This window comes from Fusibacter sp. JL298sf-3 (assembly GCF_053842995.1).
In genome coordinates this window covers 102046-122657 of sequence record NZ_CM132608.1, presented here as the reverse complement: position 1 = coordinate 122657, position 20612 = coordinate 102046, and the positions used below count along the sequence as shown (strand labels likewise).

Sequence of the window (20612 nt, the reverse complement as noted above, 5' to 3'; positions counted from 1 at the left end):
CAAAGCGCTCTCTATTTCAAACCGAAAGGTTTGCCAATAGGCAGAACCACTTTTTTAAACTGATGGTTCAGGACATTGGCAGCCGATAAATAGAATGATACAAGTGCGATTAACAGTTCTGAAATCGCTGCCATTTGATGCATGGCATCGTGCATAATGCCAAATGTACTCAACGCCAAACCAATAAATAGAAAATCGATGAGCACGAATATCAAAAACAATGCTTTGTTGGTTTGAGTCGCACCGATTGTCATAAACAAGCTGAAAATAAGATAGCCTACGAAAGCCACGCCAAGTTGTTTACCGTCGATGTCTTGGACGATGTTCTCACCGAAGAATCCGAGTTTCATCAACCAGCTGGTTGCAACACCCATCCAGAAAAACGCGTAGCCACCAAATGCAGTGCCACCAAAAACATTCTCTTTTCTAAAATCCAAAATACTGGCGAACAATTGTGCAAATGCACCTAAAAACAACGCCCAAGGAATGACATAGGCCACGCCTGTTGTCAGGCCCAATTTCTGAGAAGACGCAACCAGTGTTACCATTGCAAGGCCGAACAGACCAAGCGCACTGGGATCTCCCGTTTTAATTTGCACAGTTTGTTTTTCATTTAAATTCATAATCTTCATTAGCACGTAATCGTGCTCCCTCCCCATAAATTAATTTATAAATTTTTAACAACCTATAAAGTATAGCAATAATCAGATGCCCAGTCAAGACACCTCGTCTATTTTTTTATAGATAATACTGATAACCGTCTTTTCCCGCGTCCTTCACTTTATAGAGCGCGATATCGGCGTGTTTGAGAAGGGTCGTAAAGGCTCGACCGTCCTTTGGAAATTCGCTAATCCCCATGCTTGCCGTTAACGTGAACGCGTAAGACCGTATGCGATAAGGCTTTGAGAGCACCTCTTTTAAGGCCTCGAAACAAGCTGTGCGTCGAACATCTTCTGCACCTGAATCGTGTGCAACAATAATCGCAAACTCGTCGCCGCCCATACGGGCACAAAAATCAGCGGGCTGAAGGACGGTTAAAATTCTTCTGGACACTTCGATAATGAGATCGTCTCCCACATCGTGTCCAGCTGTATCGTTAACCTCTTTAAAGCCGTCCATGTCTAGAAACGCTACTGAAAACGGTTTTTCCTCCGCTATGCGTTCTTCGAGGACGCTTTTAAGGTACAGCCTGTTGGGAAGCTGGGTTAAACTGTCATGGTACGCTAAGTAGCGCGCTTCTTCTTCAGAGGCTCTCAATCGCGTGACATCGTTTGCAAAGAGCAAGATTTCTGTATTGCCATACTCGTTGATGCCCACTTTTTCCATATGGTGATGGAAGACTTTGTCTTCCAGAGTCAGTTCAAACTCTTCAAATGCGTCGTCAGGATGATGTGCTTGTATGGCGTCGCAGTAGTTTTTCGGTAACACGTCTTCAATATAGCATTCCTGAGCTCGGGTGGAGTCAACGCCGAGTACGCTAATGGCCTTCCCCTCACAATGGACGATTTTTAAACGCGTCCCCTCGACTTCAAACCTGAAAACAATGCTTGGCAAGAGCTTGACAGTCTGCTTATACCGCTCCGCCGTCTCAAGGCGTAGCCGTTCGATTTCAAGCAACTCCGAGTAGCGGTTGGTGTAGACTTTAATCAGCAAAACCCCAATGGAAATAATGCTCAAAAGACCCAACAATATCGTCAGCATCATACTGTTTTTTAAAACAGCAATATTCTCTTGATTCATCAAGAGGATAACCACTGTGTGATCGCCAATCTTTTTATAGAGCTTAACCTTACCATCGAGTTGCCTTGTCCTTACTGTGCCCCCCACTTCGCCATCGTTGGCGCGATTTAAGTAATAGGTGTCTTCAGGTGCAAAACTGCTGTACTGGCCATAGTGTATGGTGAAATCTTGTAGCTTAAAGCGGTTTTCTTCTAAAAAACGATCGTTCCAAGCTTCTACATTGACGACGGCGAGCTCACTCAAGTAATCGTACTTTTGTATGATATCGTCGATTAAACGATTGGGGTCGCTTTCTTTCAACAGTCCAAACGCCTCTTGGTCGTCCACATACAAGTTCAGCAAATAGGGCGTGCCTTCTAAAGCGTAGTAAGTAAACAAGTAAAAACCCTCTTGACTGAGTGACAGCGAACGCGGCCCCGCCCAGAACTTGCCGCGTGAAACGCCGCGATCAATCGTCACCGGTCGGCCGTCGATGAGCGATTGAAACGCCTCGTGCCAAAAGCCCCACTCCTTGGTCTCCAAGCCGATTTCTGAAGCCGTCGTCGACTTCTCTATGACGATGGTCTCCTCTGTCGCCTTAAACAGCGCAATGCCGGATAAATGAAATGTTTCGCGTATGGTTTCTAGTTCTTCACTGGTGATGGTGTTCGGGTCAATTAACACCTCAATTTCTTGTGACAGCCCTTCGAGCTTATCAATCCAAAACGATTGAATCAAATTTTCAGAATGGATTGAAGTATCTATTGCGTTGCCTATAATAAGCGCAATCTCTTCCAATTCATCAACTTGTTGTGCCTCCAACAGCGTTTCAAAGACACTTGTGGTGAGAAAGATGACCGCGATAATCGCTACAATCAACAATAGCATGTACCACTTTTCAATTTTTTTAACAGCTGTTTTCATAGCTTCTCCTAAAAGTTCTTTTTATCGTCGCCAATGCGGACCCAACTGGAGGTCAAAACATCTGCCACGGTATTTTTTGCGTCATATGTTACGACAATATAGGCGAACCCCGTTCCCCCCAGTGACGTGTTCTGAGTTTCCACCAAGATGTACTGACGTCTTTCATCTTCGGCATAAAAAGACTTAAACTTCGGATTGATAAAGCCCTCACTGTTCATTTTTTTCAAATAGGCACTGACTTCTTCCGATTGCGTTGTGCTCAATAGAACAGCTGTATCGTGTTCAATGTCCTCCATGACGACATCTGTAAAGTGGTTCTTTTCTTTCGTGCTGAACGCTGTTACCGCGATAATTACTGCTAAAATCAGCACTGCGTACTTAATTTTCATCTCATCCTCCGATCAAACTTAAAGTACTTTACGTTTACAGATATTTAAATTCCTTAACCATTATACATGACTGATAGACATTTGACCATAAACAAGATGTTTTTCACTTAAGAAAGCTGAAAACAGCCAGTACAAAAAACGTACTGGCTGTTTTTTCTCAAAATGTCTCTCTTTAATAAAAAGCCTGTCAACCTACTTGTAATTGAGTACCTTTTCCGAAACTTCTTTTAAGAGGCGCGCTTTAAAGTCATCTAGTTTTAACTGACCGAGGTCGCCTTCAGAACGGCTTCTCACCGATACGAGTTCACCTTCGACTTCTTTCTCGCCGACGACGAGCATATAAGGGACTTTTTCAAGCTGTGCTTCCCTAATTTTGTAGCCTATTTTTTCTGAGCGGTCGTCGAGTTCTACACGTGCGCCAATGCGCTTAAGTGCTTGCTCAACAGATGCTGCGTAGTCGTTAAAACGGTCGGAAATCGGCAGTACTTTAACCTGCACCGGTGCCAACCAAGTCGGAAACTTACCTGCATACTTTTCAATCAACATCGCAAGGGTACGTTCGTAGCAGCCAATAGATGTTCTGTGAATAATAATCGGACGCTTTTTCTCACCATCAGAATCGATGTAAGACATGTCGAAACGATCGGCAAGTGAGAAGTCGATTTGAACAGTTATAATGGTGTCTTCTTTACCGTGGACGTTCTTGAACTGAATGTCGAGTTTAGGGCCGTAGAAAGCAGCTTCGCCTTCGACTTCTTTGTAATCGAGTTCAAGATGGTCCAAGATGTTCTTCATGGTCTCTTGCGTTTTCTCCCATTGCTCCGGCGCGCCGACGTACTTCGCTTTGTTGTTTGGATCCCACTTCGAGAACTGGTAGCTGACGTCTTCAGCGATGCCCAATGTGTTCATCATAAAGTTGACGAGATCAACAACCCCTCTGAATTCGGCTTCAAGTTGCTCCGGTGTCACCATGAGATGCGCCTCTGAAATGGTAAACTGTCTCACGCGAATCAAACCATGCATTTCGCCTGACGACTCGTTTCTAAACAGCGTAGAGGTCTCTGCCAATCGCACCGGTAAATCGCGGTAGCTTCTCTGTTTTGCCTTGTATACGAAGAACTGGAATGGACAAGTCATCGGTCTTAGTGCCAACGCCTCGTCTTCCGACTCACCATTAGGTATGACGAACATACCGTCTCTGTAGAGATCCCAGTGTCCTGAAATCTTATAAAGATCCGCTTTTGCCATTAACGGCGTCTTTGTCAGCTGGTACCCTCTCGACTCTTCTTCATCTTCTACAAAACGCTGAAGCAGTTGAACGATTTTAGCGCCCTTAGGCATTAAGAGCGGAAGCCCTTGACCGATGACATCGACCGATGTAAAGAGCTCGAGTTCTCTGCCCACTTTGTTGTGATCGCGTTTCTTCGCTTCTTCGAGCATTTCAAGATGGGCTTCCAACTGCGATTTCTTAGGGAAACTCACACCGTAGATTCTCTGGAGCATCTTGTTGTTTTCATCACCTCTCCAGTAGGCACCTGTAGCCGATAAGAGCTTGACACCCTTAACAAACTCAGTGGATCTAAGATGTGGGCCTGCACACAGGTCTGTGAACTCTCCCTGACTGTAGAAAGTCAACGCCTCGTCTTCAGGCAAATCCTCAATGAGCTCCACTTTATAAGTCTCGCCTTGAGCGCTACAGAATGCTAAGGCTTCTTCTCTTGGCATTTCACTAAAAGTGATTTCGTACTTTTCCTTGACGATAGCCATCATTTCTTTTTCGATGGCGTCTAAATCTTCCGGCTTAAACGGTTTTTCAACGTCGAAGTCGTAGTAAAAACCACGGTCTATTGCAGGGCCAATGGCGAGTTTTGCCTCGGGATACAGGCGCTTTACTGCTTGTGCCAAAATATGCGCGCTGGTGTGTCTAAACGCGTCTTTGCCCTCTTGGTCGTCAAAAGTATAGAGATTGACCTCACAGTCTTCAGTAAGGATTGTGCGAATATCCACGACTTTGCCGTTGACACTGCCCGCCATGGCTTCTTTAGCCAAACGTCCGCTAATGGATTTTGCCAGTTCATACAAACTGATGCCCGACGCCACTTCTCTTACTGAACCGTCTTTTAAAGTTACTTTTATCATATTGAAACCTCCTTGCTCGTCTAAACTGTTTTTTTGTCTCTTTAACGAGGACATAACCGCTTTTCGCCGATAGAACTTCTCGTGCGAAACACTTGCCGAAGTCTTAGGGCTTAACTTTTTATACCAATAAAAAAAACACCCATCCTAAAAAGGGACGAATGTTCATCGCGGTTCCACCCAAATTGCCCGTAGGCCACTCTTAGGGACTGTATCGGTTCCCATCCGGCGGTGTTTTGACAAAGGCTACTCCACCACAGCTAGAGGTTAGTGTTCACATACAGTGTTTAAAGCACTTTCAGCACCGTGCTTCTCTCTTGAAAACTTAAAGTAGGTTACTCTTCCTCATTATCGCTTACACTATTAAATTTAATTATAAAGAGATTATGGCCTTTGTCAAGGGTTTTTGAAAAGATTGTTTGACAATCGACTGTTTCCATCTATCGATTGAGCCCCCATACGGCCTATCGCGTTTAATGCTCCCTGGAAATTGCAGGCGAATAGCCCCTTCGTTCAATAGAAAAGCGCATCGACCACACTGGGCCGATGCGCCTAGAATCTTACTAACAGATGTCGCCACCCATTGAAGCAAAGCCCGCTTTTGCAAGAAGCTCTTGACATTTTGCCGTTAAATGTTCAGGTACGAGGACAATCGGTCCCGTACAGCCCATTCCGCTCTCGGCGTAGATGTCGTTTCTCCAAAGGACTTTAACAGCATCTTCGAGATCCATAATATCGATCCCTGAAATCGAACCTGTGACGACGACTTTTTCAGGTGCTTTAACGTCTTCAGTGTCTTTTGGCGCAGATTTCTCTGTGGCTTTGGCGATGATGTCCGTCCAACCGATCTTGCTAAGCTTTGCAAACTCTGCTTTGGCAATATCGTTAATCTTGTTTTTAGAAATTTCATGACCGTATCTCAACGCATTTGCAATAACCGGTGCACCAGATGCTCTCGATAAGATGAGGACATTTCGGTCGTAACCTTCGCCGATTCCAGGACCGTAACCGAATCCCGTCGTCTCGTATTGACCACCGCTTGTAAACGATGAAAACATCTTCATTAAAATATTGCCTGTTAAGCTGTCTGTAACGGCTACATCTACAGCGCCTAGTAAGAGATCGTTGCCTCTGAGCACCGTGCCGCCATCTGACCTTTGAGATTCACCAAAAGAGATGTCATAACCTTTTGAAGCGATTTCTTTCAAAATCTTTTCAACAGTTCTAGAGCCTTCGACATTTAAGATGCCCACTGTAGGTGCTTCAATGCCCGCCGCTTTTGCAGCGATAATACCGTAGATAGCGTTCTTCGTCATAGCTTCTACACGGTTGGTCGCAGATGTTCCCGTCGTCGTGGCGATAAAGAGTTCTCTACCTGCTGACGGCGTCACAACGCGTCCTACTGTGGAAACGCCAATGGGGAAATTATAGTGCATGGTAACGCATGCGCCAATTTCGCCGGAATCCAAATGCGATTCCATAATTTTGTACATTTCTTCTTCAGTATTGGCTTCAAGTGTTTCAATCCCCGATGTATTTTGAGGTCCGATAAGAACAAGTTTCATATCCGGGTACATTTTCTTGGCCAACAGAGCCCCTTCAATAAGGGTTTTTTCGCCGTGTTCACTGCCCAATGTCGTCAATGCCACTTTTTTTGTATTTCCAAATTGACCTGTCTCAATAGCATCGGCAATTTCTAAAAAGGCATTTCCAACGATTTTGTTGAGTTCCATAGTATGCCTCCTCTCTATTCAGATAGGTTTTCAGCAAGCTTTCTCATTGCGTCTGCTATCATCAATTTGACTTTATCTTCATCGAAACCGGCTTGAACAGCATCCTCTTTGCCTTTGTTTGCTTCCACTACAAAAGAGACACCGTCAAATAGGTTTGTCATACGTCCTAAGAACAAGCTGCCCTTACCGACGATCATCGCACGGTTTATTTCACCGTTTTTCATCGCGTCAATGGCAAATCCAATGTAAGGAACACCCGATGGAATATGGCCTTGAGTCGGTGCGAAGCCAGGCATACCGTGTTCTTCAACAAAGGTTTTAAGGCCAGAGCGCTCGAGTTCGCCACGCTTAACGCCAAGTGCTGCAATCATCTTGTAGTTCGCTTCTGGGACATCGCCTGCACCGGCAGGTTTTGTAATGTCAGGGTTTTGCATTTCCACAGAATACTTGTCGACATCTGTGATTTTGAGACCGCCCTTATCCAGTGGCTGTGTAATCAAAGAGGTGATAACCGCTTGAGGTGAAGAACCTGTGCCCACAGTATGTCTACCGATGAGATCTGTGTTCACGTATGGCGATACACCATCGTCTTCAGATACGAGAACGGCAAAACCGCCCACTGTGTCTTCTAAAATCGGAAGGCCTTTTTTCACATGGTCTTTACCGTTCATACCGAGTTTCGCTGTTGCACCGCCGCCGACAACGACAACGTGCTTGAATACGCCGGACTTAACAAGTGCACTGGCGTTAATTAAAGCATGTGTCGGTGCTGCACAGAAACCTCTTGTATCGGAACCCGTTGCATTGACGAGGCCACAGCCTTCAGCAATCGACTTAGCGAAGTTGCCGCCACCTCTTTGGTTCATATCGCCACAAGCTTCTTCAGAACACTCGATAACGTATTCGATTTCATCTGGATTGACTTCTGTTTGTTTCATAAGGTGCTTAACCGCTAATACACCTGAAGCTTTAACAACGAGGTTTTCAAACATGATGTGTGCGGTCAAGTTGGTGTCGACGTCATGCGCCTTCTTAACGCAACCGACGAGCTCACCAGCATGGTAAAGCGCCTCAGCGTGGTGGTCGCTGATTTGCGCGATAACCGCTTCTTTTGATTCGCCTGTTTTAAAAACTGCAAGTTCTTTTTCAGAGAACATTTCATTGGCGGTAAGCTTTTCGACAACAGATGCGGTAAAGCTTTCTGTCAACATAACGAGGTCGAAAGAATCCGCAATTTTTAACATGCCGATAAATTCTTCTTGAGGCATAATCTCACCGAACTTACCATAGCGGCCACCTTCTACAGGATGTGCACACCAAGGCATTTCAATTGCATTTAACGACTCTGGTTGACGATTGCCGATATAGACTTGATTCGGTGCATAAGTGATCACTTCTTCATAAGGGCGAATCGCGTCGTTAATTTTTCCTAGGTATTCTGAATGTGGATTGGTTTGTTTTTCAACAACTGCTGTTGTTCCGTTATGTGCAATCATATCCGGCGTGTGCACGAGAATATAACTTGCATTTTTCAAAACTGGCTTAGTCATAAAGCACCTCCAAAAGAATTTGTCCACAACTCTTAGGGTTCATGCCTAAGAGCGTTTTGAACGCAATTATTTTCTATAAAGTCATCCTATGAAAGGTTTCTTTCAATCTTATAAAGGTCCCAGCTGAACACACTGTCCAGCCGGGACTCTATGAACACAACGCGTGCTGCTCGAAGACTTCACCGGACGGCGAAGTTTTCTCCCCCTCTTTAAAGCTCTAAAGAGGTCACGACGTCATTAGTCTTCAAAGACTGTTTGTCCGTCAACTTCAGTTTCGAAAGCAACGAGTGCCTTCTCAACCATTTTTCTACGAATTGACTTCTCTTCTTTCGCCTCTAAAGATGGGTCCCCAAGTGGGTATGGGATTGCAATTGTCGGAACGATTCTGTTCGCGCCAACTGTTAAAGAGATCGGTACAACTGTACACATGTGTACAACTGGGAATCCGGCTCTTTCTATTTCTTTAACCATCGTTGCACCGCAACGCGTACAGGTGCCTCAGGTTGAGGTAAGGATGACAGCATCAACATTGTTGGCTTTCAAATCCTTAGCAATTTCAGCTGCAAAGCTCTTAGAGTTTGCAACAGACGTACCATTACCGACAGTTGTGTAGAAGTAACCGAATAATTCACCGATTTTGCCTTCCTTCTCCATATCGCGGAGAACGTCAACAGGAATTACTCTATTAGGATCTTGATTTGCATAAACAGGGTCGTAACCACCGTGTGCTGTTTCATGATCTGCTTCAGTTATTGTGTCTAATTTAGAAATATCGTATTTCCCGTATTTAGACGCAGATGAAGACTCTATACGCTCTGGGTTGTGCTTTGGTACAATACCGCCTGACGTTACAATGGCGATTTTCGCTTTTGTAATGTCTTTTACCGCAGGACTTGGATCTACTCTGTCGAATACAGCCATTGGGTACTCAGTCTCAAAGCTCTCGCCTTTCAACTTCTTAACCAACATCTTAACCGCTCTCGTAGAACCTCTGTCTTCAGTAAATTGGTTCACGCGTACACCGCGTGTTATATAGCCTTCTTCGGCAGGTGTACCAAGTGTTTCATTGTTAATGAACTTAACTGCAAACTTAGAAATTGCAGGAATAGCTTTTCTCATACCGGCAGCTGAATTCGCTGTACTGATAATGTAGATGTCCTTTTTAAACACGTCTACACCTGGGTTTTCTTCGTACATCGCAGTGAACGCCTTAACGCCGAGCTCTTCTTGAACCATCTTCACTACATTACCGCATGCCATACCGTAACGACCGGCATTGAATGCAGGACCAGCGATGACTAAGTCCGGATTATTAGCCTTGATTAACTCCAGCACTTCAGCTTGAGCTTTCTCCAAGTTTTCGTTGAAGTAGGAATCCCCGCAAACGACTGTAGCTACGATTTCAATATCATCGCCCAACTTTGTATTCAGCTGAGCTGATATTGGAGGAAGTTCATTAAGCACATGTGGCTCGATATCCGCTTTTTCTTCACCGCCGAGGCCTGCGAAGAACTGGTTGATATAGTGGACAACCTTAGTTTTACCCATCGGTGCATCCCTCCTTAATTAATTAATCGTTAAACTTACAAAATTCATTTCTAATGCTTTGCATTTCTTCGATAATCTCATCAACATTTAAAACCATTTCCATCATGCCTATTTGATCATCATATACAGTTGCATCTACCTCGTCTTTGAATTCTGGTTCACAAGAGTGGTAAACGCTTAATCCTAAAGCTACACCAGCAAGAGGGCCTGCAAAAGTAGGGTCGCCTGCTGTTACTGTTTCAGCTGCTAGACCAGCAGCTTCGGCTTCCGCTGCACCTATGATTACCACGACGTTTTCAGCACCGTATTTATCTACGGCGTCTTTAACGCGCTTTTGGTTTTCAAGGTCCATCGCGCCTGCGGCGGTTCAGACAAAACATTCTGTTGATGAAAAGATGACTTCGCAATCAAGCGATTCGAGACATTCTTGGATCGCTGGACCCGGAATACCGTCTCTGTCACCGATGATGATTACTTTTTTTCCTGAGTAACGGCTCATCGTATTGCCTCCTATTATTATTTTAGTTTTTTAATTGTAATTAGTAAGTTCTCGCAGTCATTTTGTTAAATCCAACTTCACTGGTTGCACCTGTGATGGCTTGAATTTCAACTTCAATGCTTCCGTCTGCTCTTAACGAACCGTCGAAACCACCTGCGATAACGTCTACAACATCAATGTGACCGATGATGCGGTCGAGTTTTGGTAATACAATTGTCATGTTTGCATTACCACCGGTTACACAAGCATCTCCTGACGGATCTGAATCGGCAAGCGATTGAGAAGCACCGTCTCTACCTGCGTACTCGTCTGTCAAAATAACTGTTTTAATCCCTTTAGCAGAGATTTTTTTACAGTTCATGATCAGGTCTGTATCTGGGTTTCCGAAGCCTTCTTCAGAAATGATAACGCCGTCGACACCCAAGTACTCAGCCAATTTCGCCGTCATATTAGAATGACGCTCTTTGTCTGCCAGGTAGACGTTTTCATTTGTGATGATGACACCGAGGAAGTTGATCTCTTTACCATGTGCTTCGTACAAATCGTGAATTACAGGGTTGTTGAGATGCACGTAAGTCGGGTTCTTGTCACAGGCTGAAACACAGTTACCTGAAACAATAGCACCGTCCATAACTTCTGTCGGGTAAATCAAAGTTGGGATAATCTTCTTCGCATCGACGCCGTAAACATACGTGTCGTGAAGAAGGCCTTGTGTTTGAAGCATGTACACATAGGCAACTTTAGGCAGTTCAGGGTATTGGTTCGCTTGCTCCAGAATCGGCTTTGTTTCATAAGTTTTCACTTCATCCGGTTCTACTGTTTTACCCGCTTCACCTAAATACTTGGCAGATTTAAAGCCCACCATTCTGACAGCTTCTTCGTGCTCATACTGGTTTAAACCGTCTACCGGCTCAGCAATCACAACGACGTTGCATGTTTTTGAAAACGGCGTGTAGTCAGCACCAGGGCCAGTCATATCGACAATCCCCTCTTGGAAACCAACAATTTTACCAGTAGTGACGACTGCAGCACCTTTTAATACGTGCGTACGACCCTCGCCTACCATATCCACCTTACTTAAGAAGCCCGGGAACAAGCCCCCGTTTCCTTCAACTTTAACTCTAGGCTCAATGACATCTTTCACCGGTGTGATTCTTACGCTCTCGCCAGGTCTCACCAGCTCGATATCAATTGACTTAATATGGTCATCGTTAGAAATTTCTTTGATCATCTCCTCTTTGTTGATGAACAATGTACCATCCTTAACAGATGTCACCTCACCAAACTGGATGTCCTTAATAAAGATATTTCCAATCTCAAGACGCATAGAGTCACCTCCTCTCATAGATTTAACTACTAGATATATTTTTTAATCATAGCTTCTACATTGGCTTTTGTAGCATCTTCCTTTGTTACTTCGTCAACTTTTTGACCGCCTTTGTAGACTGCTATGGTAGGAAGACCTAAAACGCGTTCTTTAATCGCTAATCTTCTGTTCTTAGCAGTATCCAACTTTGTGAACGTCACATCGCCGTAAGCTGCTTCTAAAGCTTCGATATCCGGCATAAGCGCTTTACACGGCTCACAACCTTCGCTCCAGAAATCTACCAAAACAACGCCTTCGCTTTTTAATACCACTTCTTCAAAATTAGACTTATCTACCGCTAACATAATGTGCCTCCTTAAGATTATATGTGATGCCGGCGCATCATTGTACGCCGGATGACAAACTTATTCAAAATCTGTGTCTTCAATATATTTTTCAGCGACAACAGCTGCAATAGCGCCGTCAGCCGTTGCTGTAATCACTTGTCTCAATACTTTTTCTCTACAGTCGCCTGCAGCAAATACGCCTTCGATGTTGGTGCGCATCTGATCGTCTGTAACGATGTACCCCTGCTCGTTCATATCGATTTTACCATTGAAAAGCGTCGTTGACGGCAAGTAGCCAGTGAAGACGAACATGCCGAAAGTGCCGAAGTCTTCATCTGCAAAGTACTCTGTTTTTTCGCCCGTCTTTGCGTTTTCAAATACCGCTGATTCTAAGATGCCGTCGCCTTTGAGCTCAGCGACTTTTGTGTCCCACATAAAGTCGATCTTAGGGTTGGCAAATGCTTTTTCTTGAATAGATTTTGCCGCTCTGAGTTCGTCTCTTCTATGAACGATTGTGACTTTGTCTGCAAACTTAGTTAAGAAAATAGCTTCTTCTACTGCTGAGTCGCCGCCACCTACGACGAAGACTTCCATTTCAGTAAAGAATGCGCCGTCGCATGTTGCACAGTAAGAAACGCCTTTACCTGTTAATTCTTTTTCTCCCGGTACGCCGAGCTTTCTAGGAACAGCACCGGTTGCTATGATAACCGACTTCGCTTTGTACGTTTCCTTTTCGCCGACGAGGGTTTTAATTTTACCTGTAAAATCAAAGTCTACAATTGAATCTTTAACTCTTTCAGCCTTAAACTCATCTACCTGTTCGGCCATGCGCGCAACTAGACTTGGGCCGGTTGCTTCGTGAATAGAACCCGGGTAATTGGCAACTTCATCAGTTGTTACTATTTGGCCGCCTGTTTTGTCTTTCTCGATAATCAATGTGCTCATCATAGCTCTAGCACCATAGAGACCTGCAGATAATCCGGCAGGGCCTGCACCGATGATGACTAAATCGTATACTTTTGACATGGTAACTCTCCTTTATATCGTTATTTTCTAATGGCATTTTTGATTAAGTCGTAATCAATCACCATGAAATCCTCTTTAATGCGCGGCGTCCAGTTTGGCGTCGCACTGTCCTTTTGTAATTTGCGGTACGTTTCTATTGCCTTCTCTATAAGATGAAGCCCTTCCATATCAAATACATTCGACGGCTCGACCGCAACGGATTTATACGGGGTTTCATTCGGCTTAATGCTGCCTGAAAGCGGATGCGTCAGGAGCTTGTGATTGACGTGAATTAGGTCGCGAATGGCCACGAGCACGTCGTAATAACTCCCTTCTACAAATTGGATATTTTCCGCTTCGTAGTAATCTTTTACCTTTGGATTGTTAGTGACTATAAACATATAACCTCTCGAAATAACACAGGCGTTTCAGTAGCGTGTGCCTCGTCGTTTGCCCTATGACCGAAGCGCTCAAATTTGTGATTTGAACCGTCTGAAAGAACGCCTATTATTCAATAACAATTCCAGCAACAGCCGGCATTGAATCAGCCTACTTATTTCTTCTTTCACTCTAACTCCGCTAAAAAAAACAGGAAAAACGCGCCCCCGTTTTCCCTGTTGTCTCCAGAGTTCTGTCCGAAATAAAATCCTTTAGCCTGAGAATTTCATTAAAATTTTGGCAAACTTCAACTTGTCCCTTCGGCGGCATTATAATGCGCTCTCTTTTACTCATCATACAGCTTTTATATAATTTTTTAATCAAAATAATAAGAGTATTACATCGATTTATCTTACAGGTCTTATTCTACATAATAAACCGACAGAATGCAATAGAAATCTTGCGTTTTTTGCGTTTTTGTTAAAAAAATAACCGGAGCGTTCTAAAGTCATATCATTTATAAAATAATAAATTATATCGTTGCTTTTTTCTTACATTATAAAGCCATCAAAAGCACTTTCTCACCTTTTTTTATCACCCGCTGTAGCGGTTTGATTTTCACCCCGCCCACCTTTGAATTTTAAGGGGTTCACTCTCAGCATAAGCAAAACTTTTTATCGTGTCAAGAGTGTTTCTACACTCAAAAACATGATACAATAGGCTTTGTTGTTACGAGGTATAGTACGAACTGGAGGAAATATGAAAAAGGGTTTTGATGCAGAGAAGTATTTGGAAGAACAGTCAAAATACATTTTAGAACGCGTAAATCACTATGACAAACTCTATTTGGAATTCGGAGGAAAATTGCTTTTTGACATGCACGCCAAACGCGTTCTCCCCGGTTTCGATGAAAATGCTAAAATCAAATTGCTTCACAAGTTGAAAGATAAAGCCGAAGTGGTCATCTGTGTCTACGCCGGCGATATTGAGCGCAATAAGATAAGAGGTGACTTCGGCATTTCTTACGACGTGGACGTCTTTAAGCTGATAGACGACTTAAGAGCTTATGATTTATCTGTAAACAGCGTCGTCATCACGCGATTTGACGACCAGCCGTCTTCAAAGACTTTTATCAACAAGTTGACGCACAAGGGGATAAAGGTCTACACACACCGCTCTACAAAGGGCTACCCAAATGATGTCGATACGATTGTCAGCGACGAAGGCTACGGTCAAAATCCGTATATCGAAACCACCAAACCTATCGTCGTGGTTACGGCACCCGGCCCTGGAAGCGGTAAGCTCGCCACCTGCCTGAATCAGCTCTACCACGAGCACAAGAAGGGCAACAACATCGGCTACTCCAAGTTTGAGACCTTCCCCGTCTGGAACATGCCGCTTAAGCACCCACTGAACATCGCTTATGAAGCGGCAACTGTGGACTTAAAAGATGTGAACATGCTCGATTCGTTTCATCTGGAAACTTACAATGAAGTTGCGGTTAACTACAACCGAGACATTGAAACATTTCCAGTGCTGAAGCGCATCATAGAGAAAATAACAAAAGAGGCCAGTGTGTACCAGTCTCCTACAGACATGGGGGTCAACCGCATCGCCTTCGGCATCATCGACGATGACGTCGTACAAGAAGCGTCTAAACAAGAAATTATAAGACGCTATTTTAAAACGGGTTGCGAATACAAAAAAGGGTATGTCGACCTCGACACCTACAACCGCAGCAAACTCATTATGGAAGAACTCTATTTAAAGCCGACGGATCGCAAAGTTGTCGCCCCTGCTCGGACGGCTTCAGAAGTAAAAGGGACGCCGGTCGTGGCGTTGGAACTAGATGACGGCGCCATTATCACCGGAAAGACCAGTGCCATTATGGATGCCACAGCAGCCGCGCTTATCAACGCCTTAAAACACCACGCCAACATCGACGAAAACATCCACCTGCTCTCTCCGGCAATTTTAGATCCAATTATTCTATTAAAAAAGCAACATTTCAATTGTCAAAATGTCGCTTTAAATTGCGAAGAAGTTCTTATTGCACTGAGCATTAGCGCAGCGTTCAACCCTATTGTTCAAGTGGCTATGGACAACTTGTTTAGACTGCAAAGCTGCCAAGCGCACTCGACTACGATAGTCGCCGCAGCCAATGAGCAAACTTACCGCAACCTCGGTATCGAAATCACATGTGACCCCGAGTTTGCATCATCACTTCTCTTCTATTAAATTTAGCAAAAGCGCCTCCGCTTCTTCTACCGTCGTCGGTATTTGAAGTGAGAGGCCTTTTTTATTGAGATTGGTAAACAACCGCGTAAGTGTCGGCGGCTCGAGATGCGCTTTTTCAAGCAGTTCTAAATCAGAAAAAACCTTTTTCGGCGTCCCTTTTGCGGCAATCATTCCCTCGCTTAAAACGTAGATGGTATCTGCAATTTGAGGCACGATATCGATGTCGTGTGTGGTGGTGATAATGGTGACACCATGTGTTCGATTGAGATGATTAATGATATCAATCATCTCTTTTTTAGATTTTGGATCCAGCGCATCAAAGGGTTCGTCTAAGATGATGATCTCAGGCATAACCGCCAATGCGCCAGCAAGGGCAACTTTTTTCTTTTGGCCGCCGCTTAAATAATGGGGAATCTTCTCAAGAAGCGGTTCAATCCTCAGCGTCTGCGCCGCAGTCATCACCTTGTGGTCAATTTCCGCTTGCGGATGCCCGTCGCTCCTAAGTGTAAAGGCGATATCGTCGTATACGCGCGGTCCAATAATCTGTTCGTCGACATTTTGAAAAACCACGCCAATGTGTTTCCTAATCTTGTTAAAGTGCTTATACGGCTCTACACCCATCACTTCCACAGTACCGTCTACAGGCTCTAACAGCCCAAGGATGTGTGACAAAAGTGTTGTTTTGCCAGAGCCGTTTGGGCCGAGCAACGTTATGCGTTCGCCCTTGTTCACGAGAAACTCCAGCCCACAGAGACTGACTTCCGTTTTGTCCGGATAGATGTGTTTTAAGCAATTGACTTTAATAAGGGGCTGTTCTGCCATAATATAACTCCTAATAAAATAATGATGCCGAAGACGATAAGCGCGCCGTCGCGTTTAAGATTGAACTTTTTAGTGGATACGGTAGGCATTTTGCCGTTGTATCCCCGTAATCCATAGATTTTATACATGCGTTCGCTCATTTCAATGGACTGGATAATCAATGTCCCCATTAATGATGCGACGGTTTTCAAATTTAAAAACAAATGCCACGGCTTGTAGCCGCCCCGCAGTTTGACACTGACCAAAAGGTGCTCAATCTTTTCGAGCAGGATGAAAAAAGAACGGTAGGTCATAAAAAAAACATCTACTAAAAGAGCCGGCATAAATTTTGAAAAAAGCGCAAACAAATCTACATACGGTGTCGTCGTAATGAGAAAGAGCATGGCAAGTGCTGCACCGACAGCTTTTACAACGATTGTCACAGCAGCGGCAAGGCCATTTCCAAGAGACATCACGGCAAATAAAAGGCTGAAAAACGCCGGGTACATGGCGAGATGTAGCACACGCCCTAGTGGCACGCGACTCGACGCGATAAGCGCCATTAAAATACCTATAATCGCTAAGACCACCCAAAAAGTGTTTGCGATGATGATGCTTGAGAGCGCCGTCAATGCAAAGATGCCTTTAGACGACGCGCTCAATGTATGAAATTTGCTTTTTGTCGATACCGAAAGACGATCGATTTCAGCAATGTGCATGATGTCCTACTCCTTTTCAAGTAACTCCGGTCGTATTTTCCCGAAATAATTAATGAGTAACCCTGTTGCAGTAGCTTCGAGAATCAAACCGATGCCTAAAATAACCAGTAGAGCCGCAAGGCCTGAAAACGATAAGTACGTTACATTTTCTACAGCGTTTTCGAAGTCGCCTTCATGTGCATGGTCGTGATCAGCTTCATCTTCGTGTGCGTGATCGTGGTCGGCTTCATCTTCGTGCGCGTGGTCGTGGTCGGCTTCATCTTCGTGCGCGTGGTCGTGGTCGGCTTCGTCCTCATGGGCGTGATCGTGGTCGACTTCGTCCTCATGGGCGTGGTCGTGGTCGACTTCCTCCTCATGGGCGTGGTCGTGGTCGACTTCCTCCTCATGGGCGTGATCGTGCGGCATTACATAAGAAAAGCCAACAGCGCTTCCAACGACAGTAATCATTGCAGACATCGAGAAAGTTAACGCCACCACAGTGGCCACAAAAGCCTTAACAAAACGCTTTTGAGTTTTCAAGCGATAGAATACAAACCATCCCAATGTCATTTCGAGCCCCATAATCAGCGTGTTCAACCCAATTAATGTGACACCGCCATGACCGAATAAACCGAGTATTGTCATTACGACAAAAGCCACTACAAACCCCATATAAGGTCCAAGCAGTATCCCGGTAAATACGGCCAAGCTCAAATGCACCGGGATGATTAAGATAGGGACGGACATACCGAGTAACATGAGTGCTGCGGCAATTCCTGTGAACGGTAAAATACGACGTAAATCTTTCTGTTGCATCTTTCGAATTGAAACCCCCAGCAATAAGGCTGTGAGTAGAAAAGCGCTCAACCAAATAGGAAAGGGAATCATGCCATCCGGCAAGTGTATATGACTCATAAAGACCTCCTCTTATATGCTTATTTACTACAGTGTTTACCCACTGACGCAAATGCGAACCATTTGCATGTGATATTTTAATAAATAATTTTAAGGATGTCAATACTTGATAATCATTTTCAATTATTTTTTAAAACCAATCCCTTCTCCCATAAGTACTTTCGTCTCATATCCCTCTAAAGAATTTTGCAAAATATCGGCATCTACTTGAAGCTGCCCCTCTCTAAAAAAAAGAATCACTGTTGACCCGCCGAACTTGAAAAACCCTTTTTCTTCGCCTCTCTTCACCGCGACACCTGCGGTCACATTTTGTACAATGCTCCCCACAAATGTCGCACCGACTTCAACCATCTCGTAGTCGCCAAATACGTCGGATTCAACAGTGGTCAATGTGCGCTTGTTTTCAACATAAAGCTTAAACTTCTTCTTTAAGGCAATAGGATTCACCGAATAATACCGTCCGTCTACCTCGGAAATGGACTTGACGCGTCCCCTCGCTGGAAAATGAAATCGGTGATAATCTACAGGTGAAAGCCTCACGACAATATGCGTCCCCTTTTGATACAATGCCGCACGTTCAGGGCTTTCAAATAAATCAGCCAACCGATACACCATTCCTTTTATTTGAACAACTGAATCGACATCGATGTTTTCAAAGGCCAAAAGCCTCCCATCCGCCGGAGAAATCAAACGATTTTCATCGCCTTCTATAGGGCGTGTTCCAAGTTTTAGTCTACGGGTAAAAAAATCGTTAAACGTCTCAAAAGTCATTTTTTCAGATTCTGATAGATCGATAGCATGTCGCTCGACAAATGGCTCGATTTTCTTGGCGCTTCGCTTGGTATCTTGCATTCTACCGTACAAGCGCGACAACCATTTGCGCTTAACCAACGCCTCAGAGGCCAAAACACCTGCCGGTTTGTCATAAAGCCACTTTAAAAACCGCTCCCCTTCTACTTTTTCTTCATAGAGTTCATTTGTTTTTCTATTTTTTATATAAATCGCCATTAATGCCTCACTTATTCAAGTCCAACGAATACCGTTCGCCGGAGTCATCTTTTACAAAACAATCGATTTTTGCCAACATCCCTCCACTGCAAACTTTGAAGAAAGCTTCCGTACTCACAACATAAAGTGCACCTTTGGCGCATCAAACCGCCTTTCGCTGACCCTTTCGCGCGCTAAACATTCGCGAGAAAGCTTTGGGCTCAAGGCTTGTTGTCTAAAAAAAGAGCATACTCAAAGTATGCTCTGTCATTCTACCACTATCTTTTAAAGATGTAAATGCTGTCAGCTTTTTGCTCGTCGCCTGTACTGCTAAAGACCACCTGATACAAATCCGTTTCATAAGTCATCGTCCAGCCACCACCGTAGAGTTCGCTGTTTTCATTTTCTTCCGGTGAAGCAATTTGCTTCGACTCACCCAGTGTGGATTGTATTTCCTCAAAGGCCATTCCGATAGAAATGCCTAAGAAATCGGACTCCTCAAAGAAGGCAATGCCTATGATTTCTCCCAGCTCAACGCCTTTGTCCGTGGTGTATCCGTTGGAAAAGAACAAGGTATATTTGTCATCGTACATGTAATACAGGCCACCTAACAAATAATCGTAGCTGTTGTATTCCCCCCAAGATTCCACCACTTCAATCATTTGAGTGCCTATGGCAAACGGTAAGCCGGCTTCAATCTTCGATTCAAGGTCTTTTGTATCTTGCTTCATCACCTTTTCAACTGTAGCGAGTTCGTAACCGTTTCTCAAAATACTGATGTTGTTAATTTGCTCTGGAGATTTCGGTACATTGTTGCTGTTTACCGGTGTCATCGCAATTCGATCCAAAGTTTCTTCCCCATCGATTAAAACGCCGAACGCCGCATATTGACCGTCAAGGTACTGGCTGTCTTTGTGACAGATAAAAAACTGTGAACCGGCAGAGTCCACATCGCCTAATCGTTCCATGGAAATCGTCCCGCGCTTGTGACTCAAGTTGTTTTCAAAACCATTTTCTGAAAACTCACCCTTTATCGTATAGCCTGGACCGCCGGTGCCGTTTCCAAGGGGGTCGCCACCTAGAATTTTAAAATCCTCGATAACCGTATGAAAAGTCAACCCGTTGTAAAAGCCGCTCTCGGCGAGTTCGATGAAATTATTAACCGTATTTGGCGCGCTCTCAGGCATCAATGCCAGTACCATCGTTTCCCCGGTATGCATCGTTATGGTCGCCTGAGGGTATTTTGAGTAGTCTTCTTCAGGTTTATCCGTCGTCACATCGTCACCGCTGTTATCAGGTGTCGTCGGCTCGTCCGTTTCAACCTCCGACCCGGTTTCAGGAACTTCCGGTTTTGGCTCTACCTTATTGCCAGAACATCCAACGACGATAAGCATTAAAGCGAGCAACACCCCTAGATATCGTTTCATCTTAGCCTCCTA

General features: G+C 44.4%; 18 protein-coding genes, 1 riboswitch and 1 other annotated feature. Of the genes, 1 reads left to right on the top strand and 17 read right to left on the bottom strand.

Annotation, left to right across the window (positions count from 1 at the left end):
• Positions 1-11: 11 nt before the first annotated feature.
• From ACR6HW_RS00570 to ACR6HW_RS00515, 12 genes are all read right to left on the bottom strand, one after another.
• The gene (locus tag ACR6HW_RS00570) at positions 12-623 is read right to left on the bottom strand and encodes an acetate uptake transporter (protein ID WP_455729227.1); all 612 of its coding nucleotides are present in this window, start codon (positions 621-623) and stop codon (positions 12-14) included.
• 115 nt (positions 624-738) lie between these two features.
• A complete protein-coding gene (locus ACR6HW_RS00565; protein ID WP_455729226.1) occupies positions 739-2643 on the bottom strand; it encodes a diguanylate cyclase domain-containing protein in 1905 nt (634 codons plus the stop codon).
• A gap of 8 nt (positions 2644-2651) precedes the next feature.
• Positions 2652-3032, bottom strand: a complete 381-nt coding sequence (locus ACR6HW_RS00560) for a hypothetical protein (RefSeq protein ID WP_455729225.1) — start codon at positions 3030-3032, stop codon at positions 2652-2654.
• A gap of 192 nt (positions 3033-3224) precedes the next feature.
• Positions 3225-5171: a threonine--tRNA ligase gene (thrS, locus tag ACR6HW_RS00555; RefSeq protein WP_455729224.1), complete on the bottom strand. Its 1947-nt coding sequence runs from the start codon at positions 5169-5171 to the stop codon at positions 3225-3227.
• Positions 5172-5318: 147 nt separating this feature from the next.
• Positions 5319-5529: a binding site (T-box leader), on the bottom strand.
• Between the two features lie 202 nt (positions 5530-5731).
• Complete coding sequence (grdD, locus tag ACR6HW_RS00550) at positions 5732-6901, bottom strand: glycine/sarcosine/betaine reductase complex component C subunit alpha (RefSeq protein ID WP_455729223.1); 1170 nt, start codon at positions 6899-6901, stop codon at positions 5732-5734.
• Positions 6902-6915: 14 nt separating this feature from the next.
• On the bottom strand, positions 6916-8451 hold the full coding sequence (grdC, locus tag ACR6HW_RS00545; RefSeq protein ID WP_455729222.1) for a glycine/sarcosine/betaine reductase complex component C subunit beta: 1536 nt from the start codon (positions 8449-8451) through the stop codon (positions 6916-6918).
• Positions 8452-8688: 237 nt separating this feature from the next.
• Positions 8689-9999 carry a glycine reductase complex selenoprotein B gene (gene grdB, locus ACR6HW_RS00540; RefSeq protein ID WP_455729221.1) on the bottom strand — a complete coding sequence of 437 codons (1311 nt, stop codon included), beginning with the start codon at positions 9997-9999 and terminating at the stop codon, positions 8689-8691.
• 22 nt (positions 10000-10021) lie between these two features.
• Positions 10022-10498 (bottom strand): glycine/sarcosine/betaine reductase complex selenoprotein A, encoded by a 477-nt coding sequence (grdA, locus tag ACR6HW_RS00535; protein WP_455729220.1) that lies wholly within the window; start codon positions 10496-10498, stop codon positions 10022-10024.
• A 40-nt stretch (positions 10499-10538) separates the two neighbouring features.
• Entirely contained in the window at positions 10539-11825 is a 1287-nt protein-coding gene (locus tag ACR6HW_RS00530; protein ID WP_455729219.1) for a glycine/sarcosine/betaine reductase component B subunit, read from the bottom strand.
• 29 nt (positions 11826-11854) lie between these two features.
• On the bottom strand, positions 11855-12169 hold the full coding sequence (gene trxA / locus ACR6HW_RS00525) for a thioredoxin TrxA (protein WP_455729218.1): 315 nt from the start codon (positions 12167-12169) through the stop codon (positions 11855-11857).
• Positions 12170-12229: 60 nt separating this feature from the next.
• Positions 12230-13177, bottom strand: coding sequence for a thioredoxin-disulfide reductase (gene trxB / locus ACR6HW_RS00520; RefSeq protein ID WP_455729217.1), 948 nt, complete (start codon positions 13175-13177; stop codon positions 12230-12232).
• Positions 13178-13197: 20 nt separating this feature from the next.
• Positions 13198-13557, bottom strand: a complete 360-nt coding sequence (locus ACR6HW_RS00515) for a GrdX family protein (RefSeq protein ID WP_455729216.1) — start codon at positions 13555-13557, stop codon at positions 13198-13200.
• A 232-nt stretch (positions 13558-13789) separates the two neighbouring features.
• Positions 13790-13891, bottom strand: a riboswitch (glycine riboswitch).
• A 402-nt stretch (positions 13892-14293) separates the two neighbouring features.
• On the opposite strand from ACR6HW_RS00515, the gene ACR6HW_RS00510 reads away from it, so the two are divergent.
• Entirely contained in the window at positions 14294-15772 is a 1479-nt protein-coding gene (locus ACR6HW_RS00510) for a DUF1846 domain-containing protein (RefSeq protein ID WP_455729215.1), read from the top strand.
• Here the strand turns inward: ACR6HW_RS00510 and ACR6HW_RS00505 are convergent.
• From ACR6HW_RS00505 to ACR6HW_RS00485, 5 genes are all read right to left on the bottom strand, one after another.
• Positions 15755-16594, bottom strand: coding sequence for an energy-coupling factor ABC transporter ATP-binding protein (locus tag ACR6HW_RS00505; protein WP_455729214.1), 840 nt, complete (start codon positions 16592-16594; stop codon positions 15755-15757). The genes ACR6HW_RS00510 and ACR6HW_RS00505 overlap by 18 nt on opposite strands.
• Complete coding sequence (locus ACR6HW_RS00500; RefSeq protein WP_455729213.1) at positions 16558-17292, bottom strand: energy-coupling factor transporter transmembrane component T family protein; 735 nt, start codon at positions 17290-17292, stop codon at positions 16558-16560. The genes ACR6HW_RS00505 and ACR6HW_RS00500 overlap by 37 nt, the downstream gene beginning before the upstream one ends.
• Before the next feature lie 6 nt (positions 17293-17298).
• Positions 17299-18186: an energy-coupling factor ABC transporter permease gene (locus ACR6HW_RS00495; RefSeq protein WP_455729212.1), complete on the bottom strand. Its 888-nt coding sequence runs from the start codon at positions 18184-18186 to the stop codon at positions 17299-17301.
• A gap of 123 nt (positions 18187-18309) precedes the next feature.
• On the bottom strand, positions 18310-19194 hold the full coding sequence (locus ACR6HW_RS00490) for a phosphatidylserine decarboxylase (RefSeq protein WP_455729211.1): 885 nt from the start codon (positions 19192-19194) through the stop codon (positions 18310-18312).
• 257 nt (positions 19195-19451) lie between these two features.
• Entirely contained in the window at positions 19452-20600 is a 1149-nt protein-coding gene (locus ACR6HW_RS00485; protein ID WP_455729210.1) for a peptidylprolyl isomerase, read from the bottom strand.
• Positions 20601-20612 lie beyond the last annotated feature (12 nt).